This is a genomic window from Vibrio sp. 10N.222.54.E6, assembly GCF_041473955.1.
Lineage (GTDB): Bacteria > Pseudomonadota > Gammaproteobacteria > Enterobacterales > Vibrionaceae > Vibrio > Vibrio tasmaniensis_A.
The window spans coordinates 1-24938 of the sequence record NZ_JBFRTD010000002.1; the positions used below are offsets into that span (position 1 = coordinate 1).

Consider the following 24938-nt stretch of genomic DNA (forward strand, 5'->3'; position numbering starts at 1 on the left):
GAAGGATCACAAGAGGCCGATCTTGAAGAATCAGTAATCGAAGCTAATCAAATCTCCAATAGCGATAAATTGCATTCAGCCATCGAGTTAACATTAGAAGTTGCGAATGAAAACGAAATATACCTTAATTCAAGTGACGTGGAAGTTGAAAAAAGCTTAGCTTGCTCAACGAAAATAAACTCTGCCTTGATTCAACTTGAAGACTTAATAGAGCATGTAGACTCATCTGAACTAGAAAGCCACAAAGTCGGATTATTAAAAATTAAAGACCTGAACTTCGTAAATATTGGGGCTGCAATTTCAGACTCACTATCAGAGTATCTAGATAACATAGAACCGCCGAGCATTAACGATGATAGTGAAGAACAAGCACAAAAAAATGAATCTTCTTTAGCATACGCAAATAAACTGATTCAAAACATGTCTCGTTTAAACACTCCTCTTGAAGCCATGATCCGTAACAAGACTATAGATAGCAAGGCCGATGACCTTATAAAGAACCAAAACAATCTACAATCAGTTGTATCCAAAACGTTGACGAAACTCCAAGATGCTTCGCTTGATGAGCATGAAACTTTCCATCAGATCAAAGATTTATCAAAATCTATCAATGCCAACATTGAAACAATTAAGGAAATTCGCAATAAACAAACATCTGCCAGCCAAACTGTCGATGTCAATAATCAAAACTATGACCAACCTGCTGGTTCCAACATTGAGTACCCACAAGAAAAGTCCGATATCAGCGCCAATAGTGTGCATTCAGAAATTGAATTTGATGACGAGCTACCTATCAACCCAAACGCAGCTAGCGATACGTTAGATACTGTTGCTTGGGTACAACCTGAATTTTCTCGAAATAATAAAAAATCTATATCCATAGCCCAAAGTGTATTTAAAGGGGTTGAGCGAACTATGGCTATCAAGAAGAGTATATTCATGTCCGACATGCACAGAGGAATAAAGTACAACGATGATCACGCAGAACATAATCTCAGATTCAATGGTGTCATCAAAGATTACGGGGATATGTTCAAGTTTACAGGCACAAGCCGCAAAGCAAACGCTAAGCACGCGGTTAAATTAGCAGAGCAACTTGGATGGAACACCATTGCTGTGAGTGGTAATGCAAATTACATTGAAAAAGTCTCAATGTTAGCGAGTAAAAAAGGCATTCAGGTGATTGAGATAGATACTCGCATTCATACGCAAGAATTTACGAAACCTACAGAGAAAGTCACCTCTCGTGATCTTAAATCACTTAAAGAAGATATCCCACCTAAAGTGGTAAAACCGATTACCGATAAAGGCTTAAGTGGCACACTAGCTTCTAGTCAAGGCATCAATAAAGAAGCTGAAATGGAAGAACAGTCCCCTAGAAATAACAGCCGCATTCAAATAAGCATGTAATTTACTTCGCATTAAAAACGAAAGATTTAAGGTAATTTAATGAACCAATGGTCAAAGCTCACGCCTACCGAAGCCATAAAAAAGCTAAAAAAACTGAATGCTGAACTAGGTAAAAACAAAACCACTGACGACTATATTAAAGGGGAGTTCAACTCTTTCTCTGAAACTACATCACAGCGCTTGAAAATACTCTTACGTGCTGACTGGAAAGACAGAAATAGTGTCACTTTATACATTCAGTCGCTAGTTAGTATAAAAGTAGAGCTCGATACATTTGGGGACCTCATACCAACTGAACTTCATGATTTAATCGACATTAACCTCTCTAAGATTGATGGTGCGATTGATAGCTTAAATGTGCCTACTATCATAAATACGACCTCAGATATTCAGCAAAGTTGCTACTCGATTTCATCTCAAGTAGCAATGCTGAGTACTTGTAATAAAAACATCATGTCAAAACTCGTTAATGATAATGAATTGCGTTATATGCAGTCCAAGTTAAATCACGAATTAAGATGCAACATTGCTCTAAGAACGAGTGTAGATGATCTCAGTAATAAAATAGATATGCTGCGCCTTAGCAACCGTAAAGTTGATCCGGTATCATTGCTAATGCCATCTAAGGAAAGGGGTTACGTACCAACTTTTCAATCAGAATATAATGGCTTCTGCTTTAGTCCTGATCAGCTTGCAACCATTCGACTGTCAAATTCTCCAAGTAAAGTTAAGAGGAAAGAGATCCATAAAGGACTCCGCTCTTGTATTCCTTTTCTGTCATACATAAAACAAACCTTGGATCATAATGGGACAAGAATCCATAAAGTCTCGAACGGCCTAACTATTAATCAATTTCAATCGGGCCAGATTACATTTAATCATGAACATATCGAGCTTGCTAAATCATTTTCGTTAAAATATATAACAAAACAAAAGCCTGGTATGGAACCTGTTCTTATATGGGGAAGTGAAACATTCACTACTTACATATCCGAAAATCTGAAACAGAAAGCGATACCCTGTACAATACTCAAAAAGGACATTATTACTTCAATAAAGGCCTTCAAAGAGGTAAAAATTACTCCTGATGAACAGGCTGCAGCAAAAGCTAATAACAAATTATTCAAAACGAATAGACCCACCCCACTAACTCCGCTGAGTCACAGCCTGAATTACTCACAACCTCACAATCCAAAGTTAATTTCTTAGGGAGGAGAACTATGGCCTTCATACCCTCATTCATTATTGATGAAATAAAGAGCAAAGTTAATATTATCGACATTTTAGAAAGAGAGATTGGACTATCTAAAGTAAAAAAAATAAATTCCGACGATAAATATCAGGCCTGCTGCCCTTTCCATGATGACAAGACCCCCTCTCTCGTTGTTAATAACGACGGTGGTACATTCCACTGCTTCGGTTGCAATGAAAGTGGAGATGCAATTGATGTCTTTACAAAGCACCTTCAATTACCTTTTTACAAGGCCATTGAAAAGCTATGTTCATATTCTGGATATGACCTAGAAGCACTTATGAAGGACATGGCGCAAATTGATAAGGCTAGGAGTACGGCCATAAAGGTAAGCAGCTTGCCTCTTACCAACCAACTTTTTAATAGACTAACCAATTACAACCCTTTCCGTATAAACAACGAACATAGTGAAATATCATTACCAAACTCATTCGTAGAAATGAGCTCTCGTCTAAACTCGCTCAATTACCTGACTGATTCGGGAAATGGAACTGAATTAGTAAACCTCATTAATGACTCAAGCACCATAAAAAGAATTGCTACAGAAAATAAGACATTAAAAGATGGCAAGCTCACATTTTATGCAAACACAAACTATTTACCGGTAATGACCATTTCCAAACCAGACAACTCAAGTTCATTACCAATTATTGTTTCTGAAAACAGTTCTGATAAGCAATTCCACTGTTCTGGCTTCTTAGTTTTGGATGAAAACCTTGATCTTATGGACACCTACCCAAATGATGCCGTAGAAAGCCATAACTCCATACTGATACCACCGCCATCTCAAGTAGATATGTTTGAAAACGTTGATGAAATTTATATTACAGAATCCTCTAGCCAATACATTGAGTTAGTTTCATCCAATGTAACGAATGTCACCGCACCTGCAGCTGGAGAATTGAACCACCAGCATTTGCGCCAAATGAGTAATCTACCTACTAAGAACTTAACTTGGGTTACCACACAAAAGTTCATAGCCAACCCAAGATTGCTTTCTAAGCTAGCTATCTTTACTGAAACCATAGGAAGCAACAAACAACTTAATATTGTTATGCTAAAAGATAACCAAGATAACAATGCATTCTCTTCGCTAGTAATGAATAACCCTAAAACGGCATTCAACACTATAAACTCCAAAAAACTTCCTGTAGGAGATGTTGTAAAAATGGCTTTACCTACTATCTCTTTGCTAACAGGGACCCAGTATGACTTTGCGATACGATCGAGCGCCCTATTCGCTAAAAAGATGTTGTGCAGTGAGAACGAAAAGACCCAGGCAACGGCGATCGATATAATCAACAAGCTGATAAACATTACAGCCAAACCAAAGCATGAAATATATAGCCTAGTTTGTGGTGTTGGATCTAGCACCATGAAAAAATGCATAAGTGAAATAGATACCTTTGACGTTAGTACTCACAAAGTTCCAAGCATTATTGATACGGGCAAAACCTTCGACTCAATGGATAGAGATATAAAAATGATGATGGCAAAAATTAAAGCCACTCTAACAGGAAATGAGAACGATCCTTTTTATGAAATTGAAACCAAATCGGTAAAACTACAACTTGCAGAGTCATTATTGTTTGTACACGCAATAGAAAACATATCTCATTCACAAAACCTATCGCCAGAAGCATTACAGAACAACCCAACTAAATAACACATTCACTCCCTACTTCATAAACCCAAGCGTGACATAGGATATCGCTTGGGTTGCGATTTTCTAACCCAATTCCGCATTATCAATCATTATTCTTCCGACAAGAACGGTGCCTCTAAATCTGCCTAATTTAAATAAACAAACGCACAGCCTTCTACTATCGTTACAGACCACTATTCCACCCAAGCTATCACGATGTACTTTTACATAAACCCCACCATTTGAATGTAAAAATACATTTCATATAATTTTACGATGTATAATTACATACTTGGTAAATACTGCCTGTATTCTTGCAAGCTCTTTTGTTTGGACGCATATCGATTGATATCAGGCCAGTATCCAGAATTTTGGCAATCAACCCTCTGGCATCTTGTGTCATATCAAGACAATGCATGCCACTATAATTAGATATGAACTCTGCTCCGGTCATTTTTTCGACTTAGATTCAAATTACCCTTATCAATACAAGGTGCCACTATAGGACCAAGCGCTCCATACTGCGCCTTCTGGTGTCAAATGGTGTCACTTGGTGTCACTTGGTGTCACTTGGCGCCATGATGCATTGGTGGCCTGCTTGCATCCTAGTGCCACCTTGTGTCATTTGGGGGCATTTATGGGCATTTCGTGCGAATTAATGCATTACTCAAACTTTCGATTTAACAAATAACTGTCAATATTTCACCTTTCGCTGGAGGTGAATCGCATAATTTTAAATACCGTTTGATAGCAATACATCACAAACCCAGCCATACCTGTGAATTGTGGCCACATTCATATAGCAATAAAGGGGGGGGAGAAAAACTTCATAAATATAGGTTGATATTCACCGGTAATTTGGACAACAGAAAGTGAGTAATCAAGTAGATCTGTAATGTTATTGATCCAACAAGTTAATGCAACTTTCATAGGCACACATGGTTTGGGATGAAGAGAACGGCAAGGTTCAAATTGGATTTGATGAAACGAGTGATCGCAAATAGATAGCTATCTAGATCTGTATTGGATGGATCGAGCTTGCGAAAGATGGATGTCGACAAAATAGAAAGGTGACGTGGTGAGGAGATGTTGAATAGCAATAGATTTTGAGCCGATATGAGTAAGACTAGATAGCAACACATATCATGTAATCATGTAAAAATACATCTTTCACCAAAATGGTTATGTATAAACGACGTATTTACTTTGGTGACAATGATACGATGACGTAGAGAAATTAGAATTAGGGGGTGTTTATGTATTTTTATCGAAACCAACTAGCTGACGAGAGCTATGAATATGTAGGGCCTTTTGTCATGGCTAAGGAAATGCTTTATGAGGAGGTGGCAAAATCGGAACGTGAAAATAAAATCAACACATTCACGGAATCTGAAATGAAGGTCCTTGAAACCTCCACTTTTGAACATTCAATTTATTCTATAAATCCAATGGAACTCAACAGCAAGCTAAGCGTTCGCGGTCATTTAAGTCATTACGAATACCGGTATATATACGAGGCCAATAAAGAGGCGATGTCTATTCAGGAGTGGTTAACGTTTACAGAGATTAATAACAACAAACACCTTAATTACATGAGTGGCCGCTCCCTGGTGAAAGGTGCTCTGGTTAAAAAGCTTTGCGATCTAATGATATCCCATAGTTACTTACTGGAGACAACAGCCTTTAAGTTGATTCGTTGCGTAGTAGATAACCGCTCCGTAGAGAGTCTTTCACGCAGTGAGTATGGTCAATATAGCGTTGAGTTTTTGAGAGTTCTAAGAAGCTGTAAAAATGCGGGTTTAGAATACTACTGGTCTTGTCGAAGCCATGTCGACTTGATGCAGACGCGTATATATGTGGAAACCGACTCATTACGTCGTAATCAATCTGCCGATGCAAACGAAACAGCCTTTATGTCCGACTTTGATAAGACATCTGAATTTAATGCCATGAACGTAAAGCGAAATACTGCGTCAGATAAAAAATATAGAAATCAGAGAGCAACGGAAGCTAAGAAGTTAGCAGCCATCGTTACTCAACTACGAGCTACTAGGTTAAGTAAGCTGTCGGATGAACAACGCTCTGCATCTGAGGAACTTATAACGAATGCTTTAAGGACTTTAAATACATTTACCGAGGTAGCCCCAGAAGCAGGTTTAATGAATATGCTTGAGCGAATGATGGGTGACGAATTGAAGAATACCCTTACCTTTGAAGCTCACTCCTTATCCGGTGAAATTATTGAACACTCTCAACCCTCTTATACAACAGAGGTAGAGTTCGAATCACTTACTGCAGATAGTCTAGATAAGAGTGATAAATTGGACTTACTTGATGATGAGTTGTTTTCAGGTCTACCTTGTTAGTCAAATTAGGTACCCTTTAAAGTAGAGAGTAAACATCTAAATTCTCATACCTTTGCATATACATAGTGCAAACATAAAAACAGCCTCTCATTTGGCTGTTTTTTTATTTGTAAGAAAGGAAAAGATTTTTAGTATCCGCCCCATGAACCCACGGGCCGACTTGTCAGTGTTTGAAGTTCCAAGGTAGGAGTGCGTCGATATCAGGCTCTGCTTTCGCCAACTCTTTCATGCACTTGACTAGGTAGTCATAGAGGATAAGACCGTTGGCTTTCGCGGTCTCGATGATGCTGTAAAGCATCGCGCTCGCATCAGCACCGTTTGGTGTGTTAGAGAATAGCCAGTTCTTCCTGCCAATAACCAGCGGTTTCATTGCGCGTTCAGCGCGATTATTATCGATAGATAAGTGGCCATCGTCGATATAACGAGTGAGCTTTGACCACTGCCCGAGCGTGTATTTTATCGCTTTGCCCAGTGGGCTAGAGCCTATCACCTTCTGGGTTGTCATCCATTGGTAAAGCTCATCCAGTATCGGCTTGGCAAGTGCTTGACGCTCTGCTTTTCGCTCTTCGGCAGGCGCACCTTTTAAGCGCGATTCTATCCCGTAGAGTTTTTGGATTTTAGCCAGCGCTTTATCGGCCTTGCCCGACTTACCTTTCCCTTGAAGCTTCTTCGCGTCCATGAACTTGCGACGAGCATGCGCTAAGCACCCCACATTGGTGACTTGATGAAGTCCATCATAAGCAGCGTAGCCATCGGTTTGTAGATAACCGTTGTAGTCACCTAAAAAGGCAATAGGGCACGCCCTCGCGCGACTGTTTTGATAGTCGTACAAGGCGATATTTTTCACATTAGGCAGTGCGGCTTCGGGCGAGTCAGCGCCCGAGCAGTAGAGCCACATATAACACTTCTTCTCTTCCTTGAGCACATTGAGCGGCGTTTCATCCGCCTGAACCACCACTTGCTGAAGTAGGTACTTCTTCAAGGCGGCATACTGCGGGGCGAACTTCTCGCTGACTTGGATAACCCACCTTGCCATGGTGGTGCGTGATAACTCGATACCCGACTGGGTAAACAGCGATTCTTGGCGATAAAGTGGCATCGCATACTGGTATTTGCCAAGAATGATGTTGGCCAGCAAGCTTTCTGTGGCGAAGCTTTTAGGGATGAGACTCTGAGGGGATGGCTTCTGAACGATATGGCTGCTGTCGCCTGTTTTCTCGCACTGGCGGCAAGCGTACTTAGGGCGAACATATTCCAACACCTTGAGTACCGCAGGCGTGAACTCTAGCTTCTCGCTGCGGTCTTCACCGATTTTATGCAGGCCATGATTACAACAAGAACACTGCTTTTCATGGTCGTCTAAATCGAGTTCGATAACCTCACGAGGTAAGGTCTTAGGCAGAGGTTTACGTTTACCACGCTTTTTCGTTATGATCGTGGTTGTCACCTCAACTTCTTCTTCCTTAACGGCTTCACATTCCGCTTCGTTGAAGAGGTCACCTTGTGATTCATCGTAAGGCTTTAACGCCTCCGAGCGTTTAGCGAACTGGCGGTCGAAGGCGAGTTTGAGTTGTTCAAGCAGCGATTGGCGCTCTTGTTGCCATTGCGATTCCTTCTGCTCTTGCGAGAGCATCAGGGCTTTCACCATCGCTTGTAGCTCGGCAATATCTTGGCTTTCTGGGTTGATATTTGGCGTCTTTTCCATGGCATTGATTATACTAAAATCGTGCCGTTAACGCTTGGTATATAAGGCTTTATTCTCGATTAGCTCATTGTAAAATCGTTTATTTTTACGGGTTCATGGCCGATAATTGTGAAGCCAGAAAGCAGTCTATCAAGCTCAAATTGAGTGAGGGTAAACACCTGATTTTTCTCTTTTGAAGGCCACTTATACTTGGCTTTTTCAAGGCGTTTATACCAGAGGGCGAAGCCTGTTTTATCCCAGTACAGTACCTTAATCTTATCGCGCTGTTTATTGGTAAACAGGAACAGCGCACCGCTGCCAAGAGGTAAGTCCGTATCATTTTCGATAATCGCTGCAAGACCGTTGATGGACTTTCTAAAATCGACGCTTTCACGATAAAGGTAAATGTCTGGAGCGCTGAGCATACCTTTCATGACAACGCTCCAATGAGTTCAGCAAGATAGGTCGCTGGCGTACCTTGAGGAATGCTCAGCTCCACATCATTGATGAGAAGTGTCATGTTAGCCGTAGCTATCTGGGCCTGATACTTGGTTGTATTTTCGACGATTTCGGCTTTAACAAATCCGACAGATTCCGATTGGTTTACTGTTTGGAGTTGACGCCGCTTGGCGAAGAACGTGGATAAACTCAGTCCATGCTCTTCGCAAAAAGCGCGTTGGGTAACACTGCTGCTTTCATATTGTTCAAACAGTGATTGCCATTCTAGGTTGGTGCGTCGTTTTGCCATTTCAACTCTCCTTTGGGTTGGAGAGTTGATCTTATTCTTCGCGCTGAAAGATTAGAATGCGGGGTTTATGGCGCGCTTACGATTTTTAAGCATTTATGGGGGTGTCGTTGCCGGGAATAGAAGAACGAAGCCAGGTAGGTATTGGGCTGCCGTCGACTTGGGGTTAGCTCAAAGTCTGCAGAATTTTCCTGTAAGCTGTTGATTAATGGTAATTTAAAGCAAAAAAAACGGCGACTTTTTTGATAAAGTCGCCGTTTCTAATATTCCGTTTACTTTGTAAAGCTAACGATGATAACTCTACAAAAGAAATGATAGTCAATTTGGAAGTTAATATCAATAGAAGGGGACATAATAACTAAAAAATAATACTATGTATAAATTGGAAAATTACCGAGTAACAGCTATAATAAAACCGTATTATTTAGTTTTATTGAGGGAGTCTATGAAAAATATTATTTTCGGTTTAACATTACCAACCGTATTGCTGTTCACGTCACTTTGTGTCGGCGCTTCAGATGTGGTCAAGCTTTCAAACTCAGGCATATGCCATGATGAAAACAGCGCCTGGTTTGAAAAGACCAAAAGCTTCACGATTTATTCCAGCTTAGAGAAATGTATTGCAGCTGGTGGTCGACCTACCAAATCCAACGGCAATAAGAAGGCGAATCAATCACCTACTTCTGTAAATGGTATCCCTAAGTACGTTAGATCTGATTATGCTCACTGGTCTGATTTTGATCATGATGGCATGAACACTCGACATGAGATATTGGAAGATATGTCATTGAGCATTGTTAAGTACAGTTCTAATGGTAATTACGTCCAAAGAGGGAGATGGAATGACCCATATAGCGGAAAGACCTTTTACAAAAGTAGCGACCTACAAATAGATCATGTCGTACCTCTGGCTTTTGCTCATTACGCTGGAGCTTGGCGCTTCTCAAAAGAGGAAAAGGAATTGTTTGCGAATGATGCCAGTAACTTACTCCCTGTTCAGTCTTCTTTAAACCAAAGCAAGTCGGCTTCCCCTCCAACAGAATGGCTTCCACCAAATTTAAAATATCGGTGCGCTTACATTTATCACTTTGACAGAGTGATGAAGAAATACAAGCTCACATACAAGAGCCACCAGCTAAGAACGATGAACAAGATGAAAGCTAAGTGTAAAGGCTAATCAACATATCAAAGCCGTCGATACATCAACAATATCTCAGTGGGGAACTAGACCATGAATTACCAAATTGAAAGAAACCCGGCATTACAATTTTCGAATGCAACTTCTGATGCTATGAGGAAGCTAGGTTTTAGCAAGCAAGGTCTAATGTACCAAAGCGTTTGGGACATAACTGACAACTTAATGTCATACTTGAAGTACGACGGCGACGAACTCACCCTTCCTGAAAATCTTGTTATTTGGAGATCTCTCTGGGAGGAACTTGAATCTAACACCAAAATTGGGGACGACCACTTTGCGAACATCAACCAAGAAGGTTCGAAACGTGGTCGTAGTTATGGGTCTGAGTTTTTCACCCCCGCCCTTCACTCAGATATCATGTGCAATGTAGCAGTTGATAGCCTTATGTGCCTATCGAAGAAATTACAAAAAGATGAGCGATTGAAGATCTTAGAACCGAGCTGTGGTACTGGGGCGATACTAATGAGATTCATCAAGGCCGCTTACCATAAATGTCCTGAATTACTGCCTAGAATGGATTTTATAGTTAACGATTTGAACCGCTCTAGCACCGACGCAGTTAGCATGAACTTCATGCTGCAACAGTTAGTCGGAGTGCCACTTACTGACCTAACAATTCACAATGGCGATGCATTAAAGTTACTTCCTATGTATGAGGGTCAAATTCATTGCGTCATCGGTAACCCTCCATTCCACAAAGTATCGTCAAACAATTACCCTGCAGGAATGACTCTGCCGTGCTTCTACAATAAACCTTTAGAGTATCTATACGCTAACGGCGGCCTTAAGATCGATAGCCCTACCTTTAAAGACGTCGATGGAAAGAAGCTATCTAAATTAAAATACAACTCAACGGTCCCTCTAGATATAGCAATCACAGAAATGTCCATTAGACTACTGAAGCCACTGGGTATTTGTTCTCTTGTTATTCCTGACGGGATTTTAGCGAATAGCAAATCAAAAGCATTTCGCCAGGGCCTAATCGATGGGGCTCATAACGATTCACCTATAAACCTCCTATCAAACATGTCACTTCCTAGTACGACATTTTTACACTCAGAAACAAGCGTCAAAACATCAATACTGACCATTTCAAAAAACGTGGCCGTTGATAGTGTCATGATGGCAGTAATTGAAGACTTGGGATGGGATAGTAGAACTAAAGCATTAAGGGAAGACGACATTACAAAGGGGAATATAGACAAGCTACTCAGCGAATTAAAAAAAACCTACGCTCACTGCGTCCAGAAGACGTTGTGTGACGAAACACTTCTTACCACCAGCGGTTTGGATAATCGATACCTAGAAGCAACGAAACCAGTATTGCTTACAGCTTCAGTGCCAGTTTTTGAAAGTGGACGATGCAAGCCAGCAGAATTAATTAATATAAACCCTCACCAAGATAATATTGATTTAGCAATGAGTGTTAACTCGATTTAGCTGACAAAGGATAAAACTAACCACTCTTTCGGGTGGTTTTTTATAGGTATTATTAGGTGTTAGGCGTCAATCCAAATAGTAAAGACTTCCAAATTAGCAAAGACTTCCAAATTAGAGTATGAGAAGTGGCTAATTCATGAACTACATGCTAAAATTACAGTATATAGTGTAAACGAGGTTTTATTATGAGTCACTTCTCAGCAACTGTTCAACTTGTTCACTTTGATAGCTCGCAATACAAGAGTTTTTCTCGCGCATTACAAGCAGGGGCAGTACACACACCATCAAAACGAGTCGTTGCCTGGACTATCGAGAGTAACGATTCAAGTGAGCTCCAAGACATCGCGAGCATGTACCGAGATTTCTGTTCGGATAAAAAAACCTTTGGCTTCGTCACTTATCAAGATGCTTTTTTTCAACTAGACGAACTGGACAATATGTTGAGTTATTTAGACATGGCATTCTCTACCGCCGCTTAGAAAGTTCTTACGACTCATAGCCTCCATTGGCTTGATGTATTTATAAGCAAATGATAACGCTAACATTAACTCCGTTGAAGTAACCTAAAAATTAGAGTAATTACTATGACAAATCCTAAGACAACCAGCATTGAGTTTAACGTTGATATCCAGCTCAGTGGAATTGCTGAAGAATTAACAAAGTTTGGACTGAATTATTGCGGCGGAACCTTTAACCACCAGCCAACAAATGAAGAGTTTGAAATAACCTTATCCAAAGTTTCGTGGGTTCATGACTTAAAGAAAAATGCTGACGATATGGACCGCAAGTTAAAAGAGTCTAAAGTAACAATTAATAAGCTTGAAAAAGTACTAGAAACACTGGTTAAATCAAACTGCATAAATAACGAAGGGATTGCCATTATTGACACCCTAAAAACCATCAAGCCTTAAAGGTAAACATCATGTTAGATAATTTAGACCTAAAATCCATTCTTGTCCTTTTAAAGCAAGACATATCTATTTCCATTCCATCGGAGCGTTTGTTGCAGAACTATCCCGACTGGTGTAGCTGCCCTAACCTATCAATGGCCGGCAGTGACCTTAATGGCATTATTTTGGTTGCGGGTATTATTAATGACAATTACCCTCTTACAGAGGACGGGGTGAAACAGATCATTAGGGACACTAGAGATGCATTGTCTGAGTAGACTAACTTGAAGAGAGTTGAAAGGTAGGGTTTTAGAATTTTATCGTAAACACCAAAGCCGCGAAGCCCCCCCCTACACAGGAACAGGCAGCTGTTAACGCCTCGACAATTAACGTTTTTAAGTAAGGACCTCTTCCTTCTCGAACGCCGTCACCAGTTCAGTCAAAGGACCCCGAATTAGCACTGCTGATTGAAGCTGCTCGATTATTCCTGCTCCCTCGTCAGGTTCACATCCAAACACCGCCGTATCACTATTAGTATCCGTAAAAATACCAGCGCCAATAACTGCAGCTTTCAATTCATAAATAATGTCACCAATAAAAGTCACCTTAAGCTCTGGTTCTACAAAAGATTCCACTTGTATAGCTTCAGGCTGGATAGTTACATGATCATTTATTGCAGACTTTAAAAAGGTCAAAATATCCAGCGTATCTATTGTAGAGGCCTCCTCAACTTCAAGTACTACTTCCTCCTCAGTTGAAATGGTAACCGCATTCCGATTTCTAGGTACCTTCGAACACTGCATTCCCCTAAAATCCTCCACCTCTACAATCTCAGAAAATAGATGGGGCGAATTGGAAGTGTAATAATTGGATTCATCGGAAAAAACTTTTACCAATGCTAAAGCTCTCAGTTCATCATAACTAGGTAACTCATACACAGTGACCAGTTCTTCCTTATAAAGTTGAATTAGGTAATCTGCTACAAGGTACTTATCTATATCAATATGCTTATGCACGGTTTGGAGAAGTTCGTTATACGGCACTGTAAATCCAGTAGAACCTTTAACGTGGTATCGAGGGTCTGTGATTTCGTTCCAATAGCTTATGTGCTTATCTATGATTATAGGGTTAAGCGTACATTCTAAAGAGTCAAGAATGGAATAAAGCACCTTTGTCGATCCAGTAGTACGTAAATAGTCGATTAGTGCGCTATTTTCTATAGCAAACTTACTCAGCTCAGCATCTAAAGATCGAACATGAACACTACCCGCGCGAGCTGATTTATTGGCCCCGAAAAAGCTCTGCATTACGCAAACGTCGCTACTAAATTCCTTTTGATGCAAATTGGCAATAGCGACACGCTCTTGATAACAGCCATTGTTTGTGCGTATAAAACCACCCTTACTAGCTTCAGACATACCCAAAAAATGGACGCGAGTAAATACTGGTTGATTCTGAGTATCTTTTAGCTCAAACAACGTTTCAATGTCCTTAATATCCATTCTTAAGTTAACGGACTTTCCATTTGGAAGCTTCGCATCACATCGAGTCGGTATACCCAAAATTACTGGTGCAAAATCTATAGCTTCCAACATGTCGAGCGCGTGCTGCTGTAAATTTCCAGTAGTGATTTTATGAATAGGCATGATTAGCGAAACGGATTTCGAGAGCCTTTGAATAATGTCTCTGTTTTCACGTAACACATCAACGGCAGCGATCTGATTGAAAGGATCATCAGGTAAGACGAAATAGAAGTTATGACCGGAACCCGGGGCAAAAGTCTTGGAAATTTGTTCAACCTCCCTCAGTACTGCACCAGCATCGATGTCTTGGCCTTTTTTAATCGCATTGATGATGCCGTTGTCAAAAAAGAAAGGTTTATCTGCAAATAAGTCGAGTTTCATTCGATTCATAAGCCAATCGCACTCAGGTTTATCCTCTGCAGACTTTAAGTTAACGTTCGCAAGAGACATCCCCCTGAATTGACCTGCCTGAACAGCCCCTTCAAACTCCCCGACAGCTGATATTCCTGACCGAAAATGCATTAATTCAGCGACAGGACTCGCTTTATGTTTCAGGAGTTTAATTAATCGAGAGCGCATCACGCCGATCCCCCTAAAATCCTTACACATGTAAAATTGCTTGAAATCTTTCACCACTCCTTTGAATATCGACTTTTTTAGCATCATTTCAAACGCTTGTTGGTATGCACTTGGTAAAAATACAAACAAACCACCAGCTCTATCCTCTTCATGGATAGTTGAAATACCTAAACTCATTGCGCAATTACGAGTATGTTTTTTAACCCATTCAGCAGGAGTAACATCCACTCCCATTTGGGTGTCGTATTTTGAAACCGAAGTGTTAGCGGAAAGGAAGCCATGTTCGGCGCTCATTACAATTAAGTTAATGTGATCACTTACATCTGCAGACCCAAGATGACAACGAATGTCTTTAAACAACCTTCCGTTGTACATCTCCATTGGTTTTCCGCTACGTAACTTATCTGCTGAGCACGCAATGATAACTGTCGGCTTAATCGTTCTGTTCATTTCTAGGCTTCCATATATATTAAAGGCAGTTTTCTATCATGTACTCGGCAAAATTCGGATCAGATAAGCCAACGAAACCACAAAGGAGTTCGGGTAAAGCATTCTTATTCTTCTTGTGAAGTTCCGAGTGATATTTAATGATATGTGAGAACACCCCACCCAACGTGTAACCAAAATCAGTAAGCATTTCTTCATCAATAAGCGATTTGATGCTATTTCGCTGACATATTTCCTTAATCGCAAATTGATACATTCTGTCCATGTCATCGAGCTTTGATTGGGTCAAACTACTTTTATCCTCTAACTCCGTAGGTTCACGAACCGTAACGTGAGCCACAAACGACTCCTGGTGAAAACAGTCATGTTCTAAAGAAGTCCCAAAGATAGGTGTGACGTGATAACCCTCACCTCTTAAGCGGCGAACTCGTAAATCAGCGCCTATATGACGACGAGATGCAAAATTCTCACCCTCAGAATTGTAAATAAATACGCCGTCAGAAGCCTCCAGCTCGACTTTTACTTTCTTAATCTCTGCCTCTTCAAATACACTACAAGAGCGTGTAGGTGCCTTCTTGCGGCTGGTGGCTTCCTTTTTAGGAGCTCGACCGAAAATCACTTCACCATTTTCGTTGAAATAAGCCATTTTATTTCCTTTAACTGATGAATAGAACATAATTATAACGCGCATATGCGTTATAATACATCAAAAATTAATGCCTATTTGCGTTTATTACGACTGACGAACACCACCTCGCCGATAAACGGTAACTTAGTGCCGTGTTAGAAATTGGTGGACAGGAAAATGGAATCTGCTTATAAATCGAAGAAATATACCAATTTGGCCATAAGCACACCGCATTGAATTAACTACTGGTTCGAAAGATGTTTACATATTAAAAATGGCAAAAAGGCTAGGTTATCACCTAGCCTTTAATATAGCGCCTGATTGTTTTCAGTTCACACTTACTCTTAATCCCCCCCCCCTAGCTGTTCATTAGATGAGTCGCACAAAGGTCTGTGAGTACCGTTTCCGTTACGCTTTCGAGCGAAGGGTATTCTTTCTCTACAATAATTTCTTCCCCACTCTTGTGACCAATCACTAAATGCACTGTAGGGCTCTGCGGTTTAACTGAAATTACGATTTTCATGTTACGGTTATTCTGCAAGTAACCGACCGCCGCATTTATCTCAGGAACATACTGAACCACACCCACCGAAATCCCTCCTTCAGTTGTTTTATCAATCACGGCATGGGATTGCAGCAGTAGTTGATTGAGTTTCTCTATTGTCGTTTCCATAATCAGTCAACCCAATGTCGTCATAATTAACACCACTAGATACATAGTCTTCTATCATTGACGCAGCCGTGGTGAGCGCCGTTATGCTGATTGCTGACTAGCGGCAGCCAAGCAACGCACACCAGACGCTGTAATATGACACTGCGATGATGTTTTAAATACATCAACAATCGCTAAAATATCACCATGCTTTCCTTTCCAAAATTGTGTTTCGACATTCGGATGTTTATCAACAACGATATTTAAGTTATCTACGAACCCTTTAATCGTGTTTAATTTTTCGGTTTCCATGTCCAACCTTTCCCCTTAGATGAACTCGAAGCGATCACTTGCAGAAACACCAATCTGCACACCTGCAAATGACCATGTTTGCTTCACACCTAGTCGATTTGATTCAGCAAGGTATTCATCATAAACAAACTGAGGGACTTTCATTTCCTTGGCGCGAGTTTTTGAGCGAATATTGTATTGGTTAAGATGCAATTCCAATACGCCAGTAACACCCTTCGCCACGGTTTGTTCCGTTGTTGTCAGTAGCCAGTTTGCTAAAAATTGTCTAAACATGATTTTTCCCTTATATATTACTAAAATCGACTTTGAAGCGGCGACCTACTGGATAAGCCTCTTCGTTGTAAGTTTTTTCATACCCTTTAGCAAAAAAGGAAAGCAACCACAGAGCAAATATTTGTGGTGCTGAGTGGGGTATAAAGATCAGGCCGTCAGACACTTTTACTATTTTCATTTCTTATAAATTCCTTATTTCTAGGTTATTAGTTAAGCTCGTTCGCTTTCCAAATGATCTGTCCCTGCGAAATTTAAGTGGTTGTAAACAGTCTTAAGCTTACGCTCATCAAAGCAGTCTGTTGTTCGCTTGCCTAATTCTCGATACAAAAAGCGAGATTGTTCTCTTCGATCTAATTCACTGTAAAAAAATCCAAAGACTTTGAAATTATCGTTAGTGTAATCCAGTAGCGCTTCAACTCTTTGCTGACCATCAATTAGACAGTCCGAGTATTTAGCCAATGTGTTGTTGTCCAAATCAAGATAACCGTTCACAACAATAGAACCTATGTCATAACCTAGATAGCAAGATTCTACGAATGACACCTTTTGCGCTAAAGTCCAAACGGAATCCCGTTGCCAGTCTGGAATGGGAAATTTACCTAACATTTTTCGCGCCCACGGGTAATCTTTTTCAGAATAGCCGTGGCGTTTGTCTACTAAGTCAGAAATCATGACTCCTGATTCACTAAACTTGATAATTGGTTGTGGGATTCGATTATTCACGTATTTCTCCCTTATAAAGCTTCAGCTTCAAGTGAATGGCAAAGAACAGATATTAAATCACGCTCTAATCGAGTCGTTTTGGAGCGTTGTTCAGAGCGTTCAGATAATTTTCTAATTACACGCTCAATACGCGGTTTTCCATATCTCTCAATAAGTGCATAAGCCTGTAAATCACGGTGAGCCGAACCAATTAAACCAGTGAGACTTGCACTCAACTTACGCTTACAAAAGTTTATTGTTATGCATAAAGGAATTGAAGGTATGATAATCAGCTCACCAACCCCCCCATTTATTACCGGGTTAATAAATTCATCAACACTCAAGTTGCAATCATCAAAGGCGAAGCTAAGAGCTAAGTCCATTAGTTGAGGCTTTTTAGTTTGCTTTTGCCATACTTCAACTTTGCGCCCCAAGACCTCTGTTTCCCAAACGTGATAACTGCCACATTTAGTAATGCACTTAATCTCAACTAGCATCATTATTCCTTCTACTTAACTTTATTTATAGTAAGTTCACAAAGCTATTGTAACGCGTATATGCGTTATTTCAAGTTAAAATAATGCACATGTGCATTTTAATTATCTGATAGCCTATGCTAACTAAAAAAAGCGACCATCGGTCGCTATTTATTAACATGATCTGCTTGTTAAGTGTTTGGTGCTAACTTTGACGCGAACAGTAAAGCCTGCTCCTCAGTGATGAGTAAACCCAAATCTTGAGCTACATAAAAAGCGACGAGTTCCTGCATTTTCTTGACGACCGCTGGTGGAATAGGCCGTCCACCAGCCTCTTTAGACCATGCCGTTGCATAGCCGGAATTGTATTTCAGACCTACAGCATCACACACTTTAGTAATGGCAACCGTCTTACTTAAACCTTGTGCATTCGTCATTTCGAGATAGACTTTAGCTACGTTCATAATTACCGTTAATTTAACCTGAATTTTGAAAGAATATAGCACACAAGATGCTAGTCTCACATAAATGTACTTTTCACTATGTGAAACTCACCAACATTACTCACTTTCAAACCAATAGCCTGTAATTCTTTGCTATCCCAAACCACATCGCGTGATACCTCACAGAGTTTTGGCTCGACTAAAGACGTTTTTTTTTCAGTGTCACAATAACTACAATCCGCAGAATATAAAACCTGAGTTCCATCGAAAAGATCATAGTCGACGTAACCTAACAAACGGTCACCAACAACAAGATAGCTTTTTTTTGATTGTTGGTAGCCTAATAAATGTCTTGGCTCTTGTGAAAGCATCAGGGTAGTTAGGCATGTATCAAGATCCGTACAAATCACTATCCCTTTATTATCCACAGTAAAGCTGCTGATAACGAGCCCTGAATTGTATAAAGCGTTATAGAAATTACTGCTATCAGAATGATTAGGGAATTCTGATATATCTCCGCAGTAACCTCTTACATGCATTTCCAAAAACTCTTCAATCTCTGCAATACATTCTTCCGTATACCAAGATCTAAACTTTTTGGTAGCAAGTATATTGCCAATTTTAAAACTTCCAATTCGTGTAGTGAATTGGCCATTCATAATTACTGTTCGTAGATCAGCATCTTGCATAATCACACCATAAATCTGTAAGCCACCAGTGATATTGCTCTTGTGGCGATTGCATAGTTAATCTTCACCCGCAAGCAATAGAGTTGTAACTCCTTGCTGTAAATTCGTTTGAATTCTAATACTCTGCCCACTAATTTCATAAAAGCTCAAGACGCTATCGCTTCCATCCAAAATTGAAGCTTCGTTGAGTTGCACACCTAACTTACAAGAGTCTCCATAATCGCCAGTGGTATGCTTCAGGATACAAGCAGCTAACTCGGAACCATGACGCTCCTCACTGAACCAATCAAAAAAACCGATAGTTTGCACCAATTGACCGATATGAAATTTCGCGTCAAGTGATAAAGTAATCTTTAACATGAACATGCCTATAAAAAGTAGACGCCGCTAAATCGCGACATTTCAAGGTAATTAAGCGGCTTTAGCCGATTGGGAAGTCAGAGAATGCGCCCACTCATGAGCTATAAGATCGACAACATATTCGCTAGTATCGATTACAATTTCCATATCGATATCAGCATAGGTACCCTCAAGTAGCCCCTCTACGTCATCTAAAAAAGAAGTAGTGACTTCTGTAAACTGGGTAGATAACTCCACATCTAATTTGGATTCTTCCCCATATAGTTCAAAAACTTTTAGTCGAGAGGAATTTGAAGTTACTCTGAACTCATCGGAATAAATACCAGTTGCATCGCACCAGTAATAATGACCAGCGACTGCTAAGCGCACTACCCACTTCTCGACGGTACCAAAATGATTAACAATAGCAGCACTCGTAGCAGCTTCACCAAAAAGCCTGATAATCCCGTCCATCAGTAAAAAATCGTCATCCTTTAGAGATTGAACCCAATCATTACTACGATTACTTGCTAAATCGCCCTGAGTTAGTGACGCTAAAATCAACCCCAAGTGTTTATCTGAAAACGTTTTTCTCAGTTCAACATCAGAATTATTGATAGAGCCCACTTCTACAGATAAAGCTTTAGATGTGGCAGATTCGATAGGTGTTACAGTTGACATAAGTACCCCTTACTCACTAATTCAGATTAATGAAAGACTTGATTGGTGACATATCTGATATCTTCTTGTCTTACTGCCTTTCGTTCTTTCGCTTTTTTTAGATCTTCTTCCGACGGTGCCTTCCCTAGTTTTGCCTGATTTTTGTAACGCTCTTTTGTCGATCTAATGATTTCACAAGAGATACAAGTACCATGACAATTATCCGTATTAGAGTTATTAGCATGAAAGAATTCACGCGTCAGTGGCCAGTATTCCAAACAACTCGTACATTGCTTTTCTATGCCATCGATAGAGATAATCATCTTTCCACGCTTCAAACGGTTCTGAAGCACCCTTTCTGGTAATTCGTAGTAACTATCTGCACCAATAGCTTCAAGGATTGAAGCGTTATGACTGCGAGCGATATCAACAGGTGATTCACCCTTTGCAATCGCTTCGTTTATCAAAGTAAAGGCATGTGTATTGTTTTTGCACATAAGAATAACCTCCAGTTACATTCAGAAATGAGCGCTTCGTGCTCCGTTGAATAAAAATATACATTTATAATAATATCGCGTCAACACGATTTTATTAATAAATGATAAATTAAGGCGTTTTCTTTGTAAAAACCTAGAATTCCAAAAAGATTAATAATTTTTAAACGTATGGGTGTAAAGAGATTATTGAGGCGTAGTGGTGAACATATATGGAAAGCCAACTAGAGTGATAAGGGAGCTCTAGTTGGCTTTAGTTTATGCTGATAGTGATAGTTTTTCGCTTGCGAACTGCTGTGTATTATTGAGGTCGACACAGGATAGTGGGTGTGGTTTTTTTAAAACGTATCCTTGTAACAAGAGTTTATTTGTTGATTCCAACCTCCTGATAATATTGGCTTGCTCAATTGTTTCGACACCCTCAAATACAATGTCCGAATGGCCGCATAGAACAGAAAGATCGACGAGATGTTTAGCAATAAGCTGGTTCTTTTTGCAGTGGCAAATACTGTTAGCTATAAAGCGGCCAACCTTAACTTGTGAAATTGGTAACTCTAACAATCTCTCATAGGCATTAATACCAGTCCCAAAGTCATCTAATGAGAACTTTAACCCTAAGCTACCCATTGAGTTCATAACAGAGCATAAGTTATCGTTTGACTCTCCATCATATTCCACCAGCTCACAAGTGAGATACCCCTGCGGATATGAACTGCCTTCTAGTGTTGTCTGGATTAGTTTTATTGTGTCTGGGTGTAAGAGTTGCCTTGCTGATAAGTTGAACTGAAGTGGGATTGGTCGCTGTTGAAAGGCGCTCATAGTTTGAGTAAGCATTAAGATAGAAAGCTTTGCTCCGCGCATCGGAGATAGTTCACGGAAAAACTTTTCAACATCGACAACATCAGCGCATCGAGTCAAAACCTCGTATGATTGAATTTCACCTGTAGCAACATTGATGATGGGTTGCACATAAGGCTGAAAGTTTTCGAAATTGGCTGCGACTGCAGAAGCACTTAAAGTCATGAAGTTCCTTTAATTTCAGACTATAAATTTTTTGATGTCCTAACTGCTCTTGCCGCTAACCGTACAAAAAATCGTATAGATGTGTCTTCCGCTTAACTTACAACATTCTGATGATTATTTAAACTAATGATTTTCTATTTTACTGATTTACTATCACCAGTGTAAACTGAACTTTCAATAAAATCGTTTGCAACGATTTCATTATAAATGTAATATTAACAGCAGTTAAGACGATTTTAATTAAAGGTAGACTCCTATGAATCAATTCATTCTCCGCATATACAATGACAGTGTTATTCTTCAACAAGTAACTAAGTTTCAGCGTATCCCACATCAATCAGAAACAACCTACTCTGAACACCAGCTAAAGGGCTTCTCTGATTGGAATAATTCTGGAGATCTGATTAAAGCCACTTTTGGTGAAACGGTTGCTTCAATTCAGTACGAACTTAAATACCATTCTTTCTCTATATCTAACTCTAGCAATATCCAAATGTATCAATTTAGCAAAATTAAAGGAGCTTTGAGACAAGCCGAAATCTGTGACAAAAAACTAGATAAAGTCTTTAGTGATTTGGATGTTAGCCCAAGAAGTATGTCGAATTTAGAACTTATCCTAGCCCTTGCTACGACAGTGAAGGTTGTTGGTGGAACTATTGATATGAGGTGCAGCGGTGGTATAAACCGATCATTTACAATGGAGTCTCCTGATAAGTTAAAAGAGATCCTAATACACTGCGGTATCGAACAGTAATTTCTAATTAGAACAAGCCTGGGTTGTATGGCCCAGGTTATCAAAAGGATAAATACGATGAGAAAGAGTTTCTTTACTGTTAACGGGTTGAAATTTGCTCGAACTGCTCATTTTTTTAATTCAGATTGTGTTGGTTACTTCCGTGAAATCAAAGCTGGCATTCAATTATTTGATGAACAAAGAGAGATCCAAGGGTTAATCTGCAACACTGACAGCGTTTTTTTTGTAACCGCTTTTAAGTTTGTTTCCACCACTCGCTACATGAACGCGGCGACTGATAAATCAAAGAAACTGATTAATACGGTTGACCTCAATCACAAGGAAGAAAGAGAAATCCTAGAGCAAGCTCTCAACTACTTCTATTCTTGAAGAGTTTATGCCGTCATAAAAAATAGCCACTCCTTGAGTGGCTATTTTTTTACTTCACATGAAACCTCAACCCTAAATGTTGACAAATATTATGCCATTGGTTTTTCGGGGAATTTTCGAGCAAGTGTTTTAAACCCTCAAAGTATGTATTAATATCTATATTCATTTTTGATTCTCACATCAATAATTAAAATAAGGAGCGAAGAGATCCTACTCTCTTAGCTCCTTCTCTACTTCTTATGCCGCGTCACGATTAAGCATTTCCGTTAACTCACCGAATAATTCATCTTCAGAAACTTCATTGGTGGTGTCGCCTATTAGTGCAGGTTCAGCTACATATTGCGATACGTGAGTTGATTGTGTCTGCTGTTGATTTGGAGCTTGCGAAACCGTTTCCACTTGCTGCTGTTGAACAGAGTGTTGATTCGCCCCATTTCTCTGATTGTTAGTAGGTTTTTCTTGCGCAGCATTAGTGGATGCTTTGTAACGTTCTACCATAAACGAATTATCTGAATAGTTTTTGGTCGGTAGGTAGTCCGTTTCAAAACCCTTGGGGAAAACATCAGTTGTGAAAATATCACGGATAAAGCGATAATCTTTAGGTTGGCGGGATTCAACTCCTTGATTCATTACCGTGTCAAAAGCACATAGTTCAGAACTAAACGAAGGAAGCCAAACTTTATCATAGCCATATTCACCATTAGTCCTTGGGATGTGGTATCGACTAAAAACGGTTTTCCCTTTTGCTGAACGTGCATTTCTCTTAACGGTGCCACCTGAGCGCTCGTCATCTACCAGTTCGAAGAATGATTTACGCTTCTCAGATCCAAAATTACGACGAACAACCGGTATGACTTCAACCATAAATTGCTCAATAGGTAATGTCGGGTTTTCAGCCATATGTTCGAAGATGAGCTGCAATGCCGTCACAGAACTGTGCGTATCATCATTACGTTCGGCAAATAGATATCGCATTGTTTTAGCAGCATCACATACGCGATTGGCCGTTAGTTGATTTTCCTGTTCAACTTTTTCTGTAGGAGCTGTAATAATGACAGAACCTACATCTACCTCACCCTCCGTTCTATCAACATATCGAATAATCGCTTCAGGACGTTTTCCACCCTCTCCTTCATTTAAAGTCAGTGTCTCTTGGATGAATCGGAAAAGTTCCTTTGTAGAACTGCAAGAGAATGCCATTGCTTTGTTAGTTTCAGCTCGTCGAACAAAAGCCGTATTGTACATGGGCTTATTTGCATTACGCGGATCTAATCGTGATGGCTGTAGCACTACCGTTGAATAACCCATTGAAATGGTTTCATGGATTTTCTCTGGATGATGCTGAACAGCGTTAGACCAATCCGAAATGTAATGATTTCCTGATTTCATACGGCAGTTTTCAAAAATCAATATCCCACCCACAGCAACATGAACTTTTCCTGAAGTTGGATCGGCAATTTGAGCAAGTTCTAAACGTGAGTGACCACTTGCCGTTGCTGTAGATTGTGGAGTGAGGGAAATCTTTACTTCTTGTTTAGTGATTAGATCTTTTCCGATCACAAAGTGCGACTCGTAACTATCCCCCGTTAGATCATAAGAAGAGACACGAACAGCGCGATTTAGACGCGGCGTAAAAGTTCGTTGAGCAGTAGCTGTTTTAAACTTATTTTTGAAATCGTTCATTACCTTACCCTTTTACAATAATTCAGATGTTTGTAGCAGTTACCTGCTGACAACTTAAATATAGGGCATTAATAAAAACGCGTCAAATGATTTCATTAATATAATTCAGCTTTAATTTGGAACCTAATGTCGATATTCACAGTAATCGACCATTTTGTTAGAAAATTCTCGGGGTTTTAACTTTTTTTTAATTTGGAAAAATTATCTCAACCCCTCCAAATTGGAATTGTCGCAATTAATTTTAAACAAATGGAGGTTTTTT

The 24938-nt window shown here is 39.9% G+C and carries 29 protein-coding genes; 11 read left to right on the forward strand and 18 right to left on the reverse strand.

From position 1 onward, the window contains the following. The 4 genes from AB4513_RS00020 to AB4513_RS00035 all read left to right on the forward strand — a co-directional run. The coding region (locus AB4513_RS00020) for an LPD7 domain-containing protein (protein WP_372084964.1) at nt 1-1410 on the forward strand (1410 nt) is incomplete at its 5' end. Between the two features lie 39 nt (nt 1411-1449). Further along, the gene (locus tag AB4513_RS00025; RefSeq protein ID WP_102258366.1) at nt 1450-2619 is read left to right on the forward strand and encodes a hypothetical protein; all 1170 of its coding nucleotides are present in this window, start codon (nt 1450-1452) and stop codon (nt 2617-2619) included. An 11-nt stretch (nt 2620-2630) separates the two neighbouring features. Continuing rightward, nucleotides 2631-4328: a CHC2 zinc finger domain-containing protein gene (locus AB4513_RS00030; protein ID WP_102258365.1), complete on the forward strand. Its 1698-nt coding sequence runs from the start codon at nt 2631-2633 to the stop codon at nt 4326-4328. A 1235-nt stretch (nt 4329-5563) separates the two neighbouring features. Continuing rightward, a complete protein-coding gene (locus AB4513_RS00035) occupies nt 5564-6673 on the forward strand; it encodes a hypothetical protein (RefSeq protein ID WP_102258364.1) in 1110 nt (369 codons plus the stop codon). A gap of 163 nt (nt 6674-6836) precedes the next feature. On the opposite strand, the gene AB4513_RS00040 is transcribed toward AB4513_RS00035, so the two are convergent. From AB4513_RS00040 to tnpA, 3 genes are read right to left on the reverse strand one after another with little or no spacing between them, the layout of a single operon-like run. Continuing rightward, nucleotides 6837-8378 carry an IS66-like element ISVa5 family transposase gene (locus AB4513_RS00040; RefSeq protein ID WP_136975326.1) on the reverse strand — a complete coding sequence of 514 codons (1542 nt, stop codon included), beginning with the start codon at nt 8376-8378 and terminating at the stop codon, nt 6837-6839. Nucleotides 8379-8437: 59 nt separating this feature from the next. Further along, entirely contained in the window at nt 8438-8791 is a 354-nt protein-coding gene (tnpB, locus tag AB4513_RS00045) for an IS66 family insertion sequence element accessory protein TnpB (protein WP_011154649.1), read from the reverse strand. Next, complete coding sequence (gene tnpA / locus AB4513_RS00050) at nt 8788-9105, reverse strand: IS66 family insertion sequence element accessory protein TnpA (RefSeq protein WP_102257395.1); 318 nt, start codon at nt 9103-9105, stop codon at nt 8788-8790. Before tnpA ends, tnpB begins: the two co-directional genes overlap by 4 nt. Before the next feature lie 442 nt (nt 9106-9547). Here tnpA and AB4513_RS00055 point away from each other — a divergent pair, with 442 nt between their 5' ends. From AB4513_RS00055 to AB4513_RS00075, 5 genes are all read left to right on the forward strand, one after another. Further along, a complete protein-coding gene (locus tag AB4513_RS00055; protein WP_157936389.1) occupies nt 9548-10279 on the forward strand; it encodes an HNH endonuclease family protein in 732 nt (243 codons plus the stop codon). A gap of 54 nt (nt 10280-10333) precedes the next feature. Next, the gene (locus tag AB4513_RS00060) at nt 10334-11740 is read left to right on the forward strand and encodes an N-6 DNA methylase (protein WP_102257397.1); all 1407 of its coding nucleotides are present in this window, start codon (nt 10334-10336) and stop codon (nt 11738-11740) included. A gap of 185 nt (nt 11741-11925) precedes the next feature. Beyond that, nucleotides 11926-12219, forward strand: a complete 294-nt coding sequence (locus AB4513_RS00065; protein ID WP_102257398.1) for a hypothetical protein — start codon at nt 11926-11928, stop codon at nt 12217-12219. A 105-nt stretch (nt 12220-12324) separates the two neighbouring features. Further along, complete coding sequence (locus AB4513_RS00070; RefSeq protein ID WP_102257399.1) at nt 12325-12651, forward strand: hypothetical protein; 327 nt, start codon at nt 12325-12327, stop codon at nt 12649-12651. Nucleotides 12652-12662: 11 nt separating this feature from the next. Further along, nucleotides 12663-12908, forward strand: coding sequence for a hypothetical protein (locus tag AB4513_RS00075; RefSeq protein ID WP_102257400.1), 246 nt, complete (start codon nt 12663-12665; stop codon nt 12906-12908). A gap of 117 nt (nt 12909-13025) precedes the next feature. Here AB4513_RS00075 and AB4513_RS00080 read toward each other — a convergent pair whose 3' ends face one another. From AB4513_RS00080 to AB4513_RS00145, 14 genes are all read right to left on the reverse strand, one after another. Next, nucleotides 13026-15182 carry a hypothetical protein gene (locus AB4513_RS00080; protein WP_102257401.1) on the reverse strand — a complete coding sequence of 719 codons (2157 nt, stop codon included), beginning with the start codon at nt 15180-15182 and terminating at the stop codon, nt 13026-13028. A gap of 19 nt (nt 15183-15201) precedes the next feature. Next, on the reverse strand, nt 15202-15825 hold the full coding sequence (locus tag AB4513_RS00085) for a hypothetical protein (RefSeq protein ID WP_102257402.1): 624 nt from the start codon (nt 15823-15825) through the stop codon (nt 15202-15204). Between the two features lie 340 nt (nt 15826-16165). After that, nucleotides 16166-16480 carry a hypothetical protein gene (locus AB4513_RS00090; protein ID WP_102257403.1) on the reverse strand — a complete coding sequence of 105 codons (315 nt, stop codon included), beginning with the start codon at nt 16478-16480 and terminating at the stop codon, nt 16166-16168. A gap of 81 nt (nt 16481-16561) precedes the next feature. Beyond that, nucleotides 16562-16771: a hypothetical protein gene (locus AB4513_RS00095; protein WP_102257404.1), complete on the reverse strand. Its 210-nt coding sequence runs from the start codon at nt 16769-16771 to the stop codon at nt 16562-16564. A 15-nt stretch (nt 16772-16786) separates the two neighbouring features. Next, nucleotides 16787-17044 carry a hypothetical protein gene (locus AB4513_RS00100; RefSeq protein WP_102257405.1) on the reverse strand — a complete coding sequence of 86 codons (258 nt, stop codon included), beginning with the start codon at nt 17042-17044 and terminating at the stop codon, nt 16787-16789. A 10-nt stretch (nt 17045-17054) separates the two neighbouring features. Beyond that, complete coding sequence (locus tag AB4513_RS00105; protein WP_157936390.1) at nt 17055-17222, reverse strand: hypothetical protein; 168 nt, start codon at nt 17220-17222, stop codon at nt 17055-17057. 32 nt (nt 17223-17254) lie between these two features. Continuing rightward, entirely contained in the window at nt 17255-17767 is a 513-nt protein-coding gene (locus tag AB4513_RS00110) for a DUF262 domain-containing protein (protein WP_240798309.1), read from the reverse strand. Between the two features lie 11 nt (nt 17768-17778). Next, nucleotides 17779-18246: a hypothetical protein gene (locus AB4513_RS00115; RefSeq protein WP_133151954.1), complete on the reverse strand. Its 468-nt coding sequence runs from the start codon at nt 18244-18246 to the stop codon at nt 17779-17781. Nucleotides 18247-18413: 167 nt separating this feature from the next. Beyond that, the gene (locus AB4513_RS00120) at nt 18414-18686 is read right to left on the reverse strand and encodes a hypothetical protein (RefSeq protein ID WP_133151955.1); all 273 of its coding nucleotides are present in this window, start codon (nt 18684-18686) and stop codon (nt 18414-18416) included. 56 nt (nt 18687-18742) lie between these two features. Then, on the reverse strand, nt 18743-19354 hold the full coding sequence (locus AB4513_RS00125; RefSeq protein WP_102257408.1) for a hypothetical protein: 612 nt from the start codon (nt 19352-19354) through the stop codon (nt 18743-18745). A gap of 57 nt (nt 19355-19411) precedes the next feature. Continuing rightward, the gene (locus tag AB4513_RS00130) at nt 19412-19714 is read right to left on the reverse strand and encodes a hypothetical protein (protein ID WP_102257409.1); all 303 of its coding nucleotides are present in this window, start codon (nt 19712-19714) and stop codon (nt 19412-19414) included. A 51-nt stretch (nt 19715-19765) separates the two neighbouring features. After that, nucleotides 19766-20374: a hypothetical protein gene (locus tag AB4513_RS00135; RefSeq protein ID WP_102257410.1), complete on the reverse strand. Its 609-nt coding sequence runs from the start codon at nt 20372-20374 to the stop codon at nt 19766-19768. 26 nt (nt 20375-20400) lie between these two features. Further along, complete coding sequence (locus tag AB4513_RS00140; RefSeq protein ID WP_102257411.1) at nt 20401-20850, reverse strand: hypothetical protein; 450 nt, start codon at nt 20848-20850, stop codon at nt 20401-20403. A gap of 255 nt (nt 20851-21105) precedes the next feature. Then, on the reverse strand, nt 21106-21870 hold the full coding sequence (locus tag AB4513_RS00145; protein WP_102257412.1) for an EAL domain-containing protein: 765 nt from the start codon (nt 21868-21870) through the stop codon (nt 21106-21108). Between the two features lie 256 nt (nt 21871-22126). Between AB4513_RS00145 and AB4513_RS00150 the strand changes: the two genes are divergently transcribed. Further along, entirely contained in the window at nt 22127-22624 is a 498-nt protein-coding gene (locus AB4513_RS00150; RefSeq protein WP_102257413.1) for a hypothetical protein, read from the forward strand. Nucleotides 22625-22681: 57 nt separating this feature from the next. After that, a complete protein-coding gene (locus AB4513_RS00155) occupies nt 22682-22993 on the forward strand; it encodes a hypothetical protein (protein ID WP_102257414.1) in 312 nt (103 codons plus the stop codon). Nucleotides 22994-23230: 237 nt separating this feature from the next. Here AB4513_RS00155 and AB4513_RS00160 read toward each other — a convergent pair whose 3' ends face one another. Beyond that, a complete protein-coding gene (locus tag AB4513_RS00160) occupies nt 23231-24676 on the reverse strand; it encodes a hypothetical protein (protein ID WP_102257415.1) in 1446 nt (481 codons plus the stop codon). Between the last annotated feature and the right edge of the window lie 262 nt (nt 24677-24938).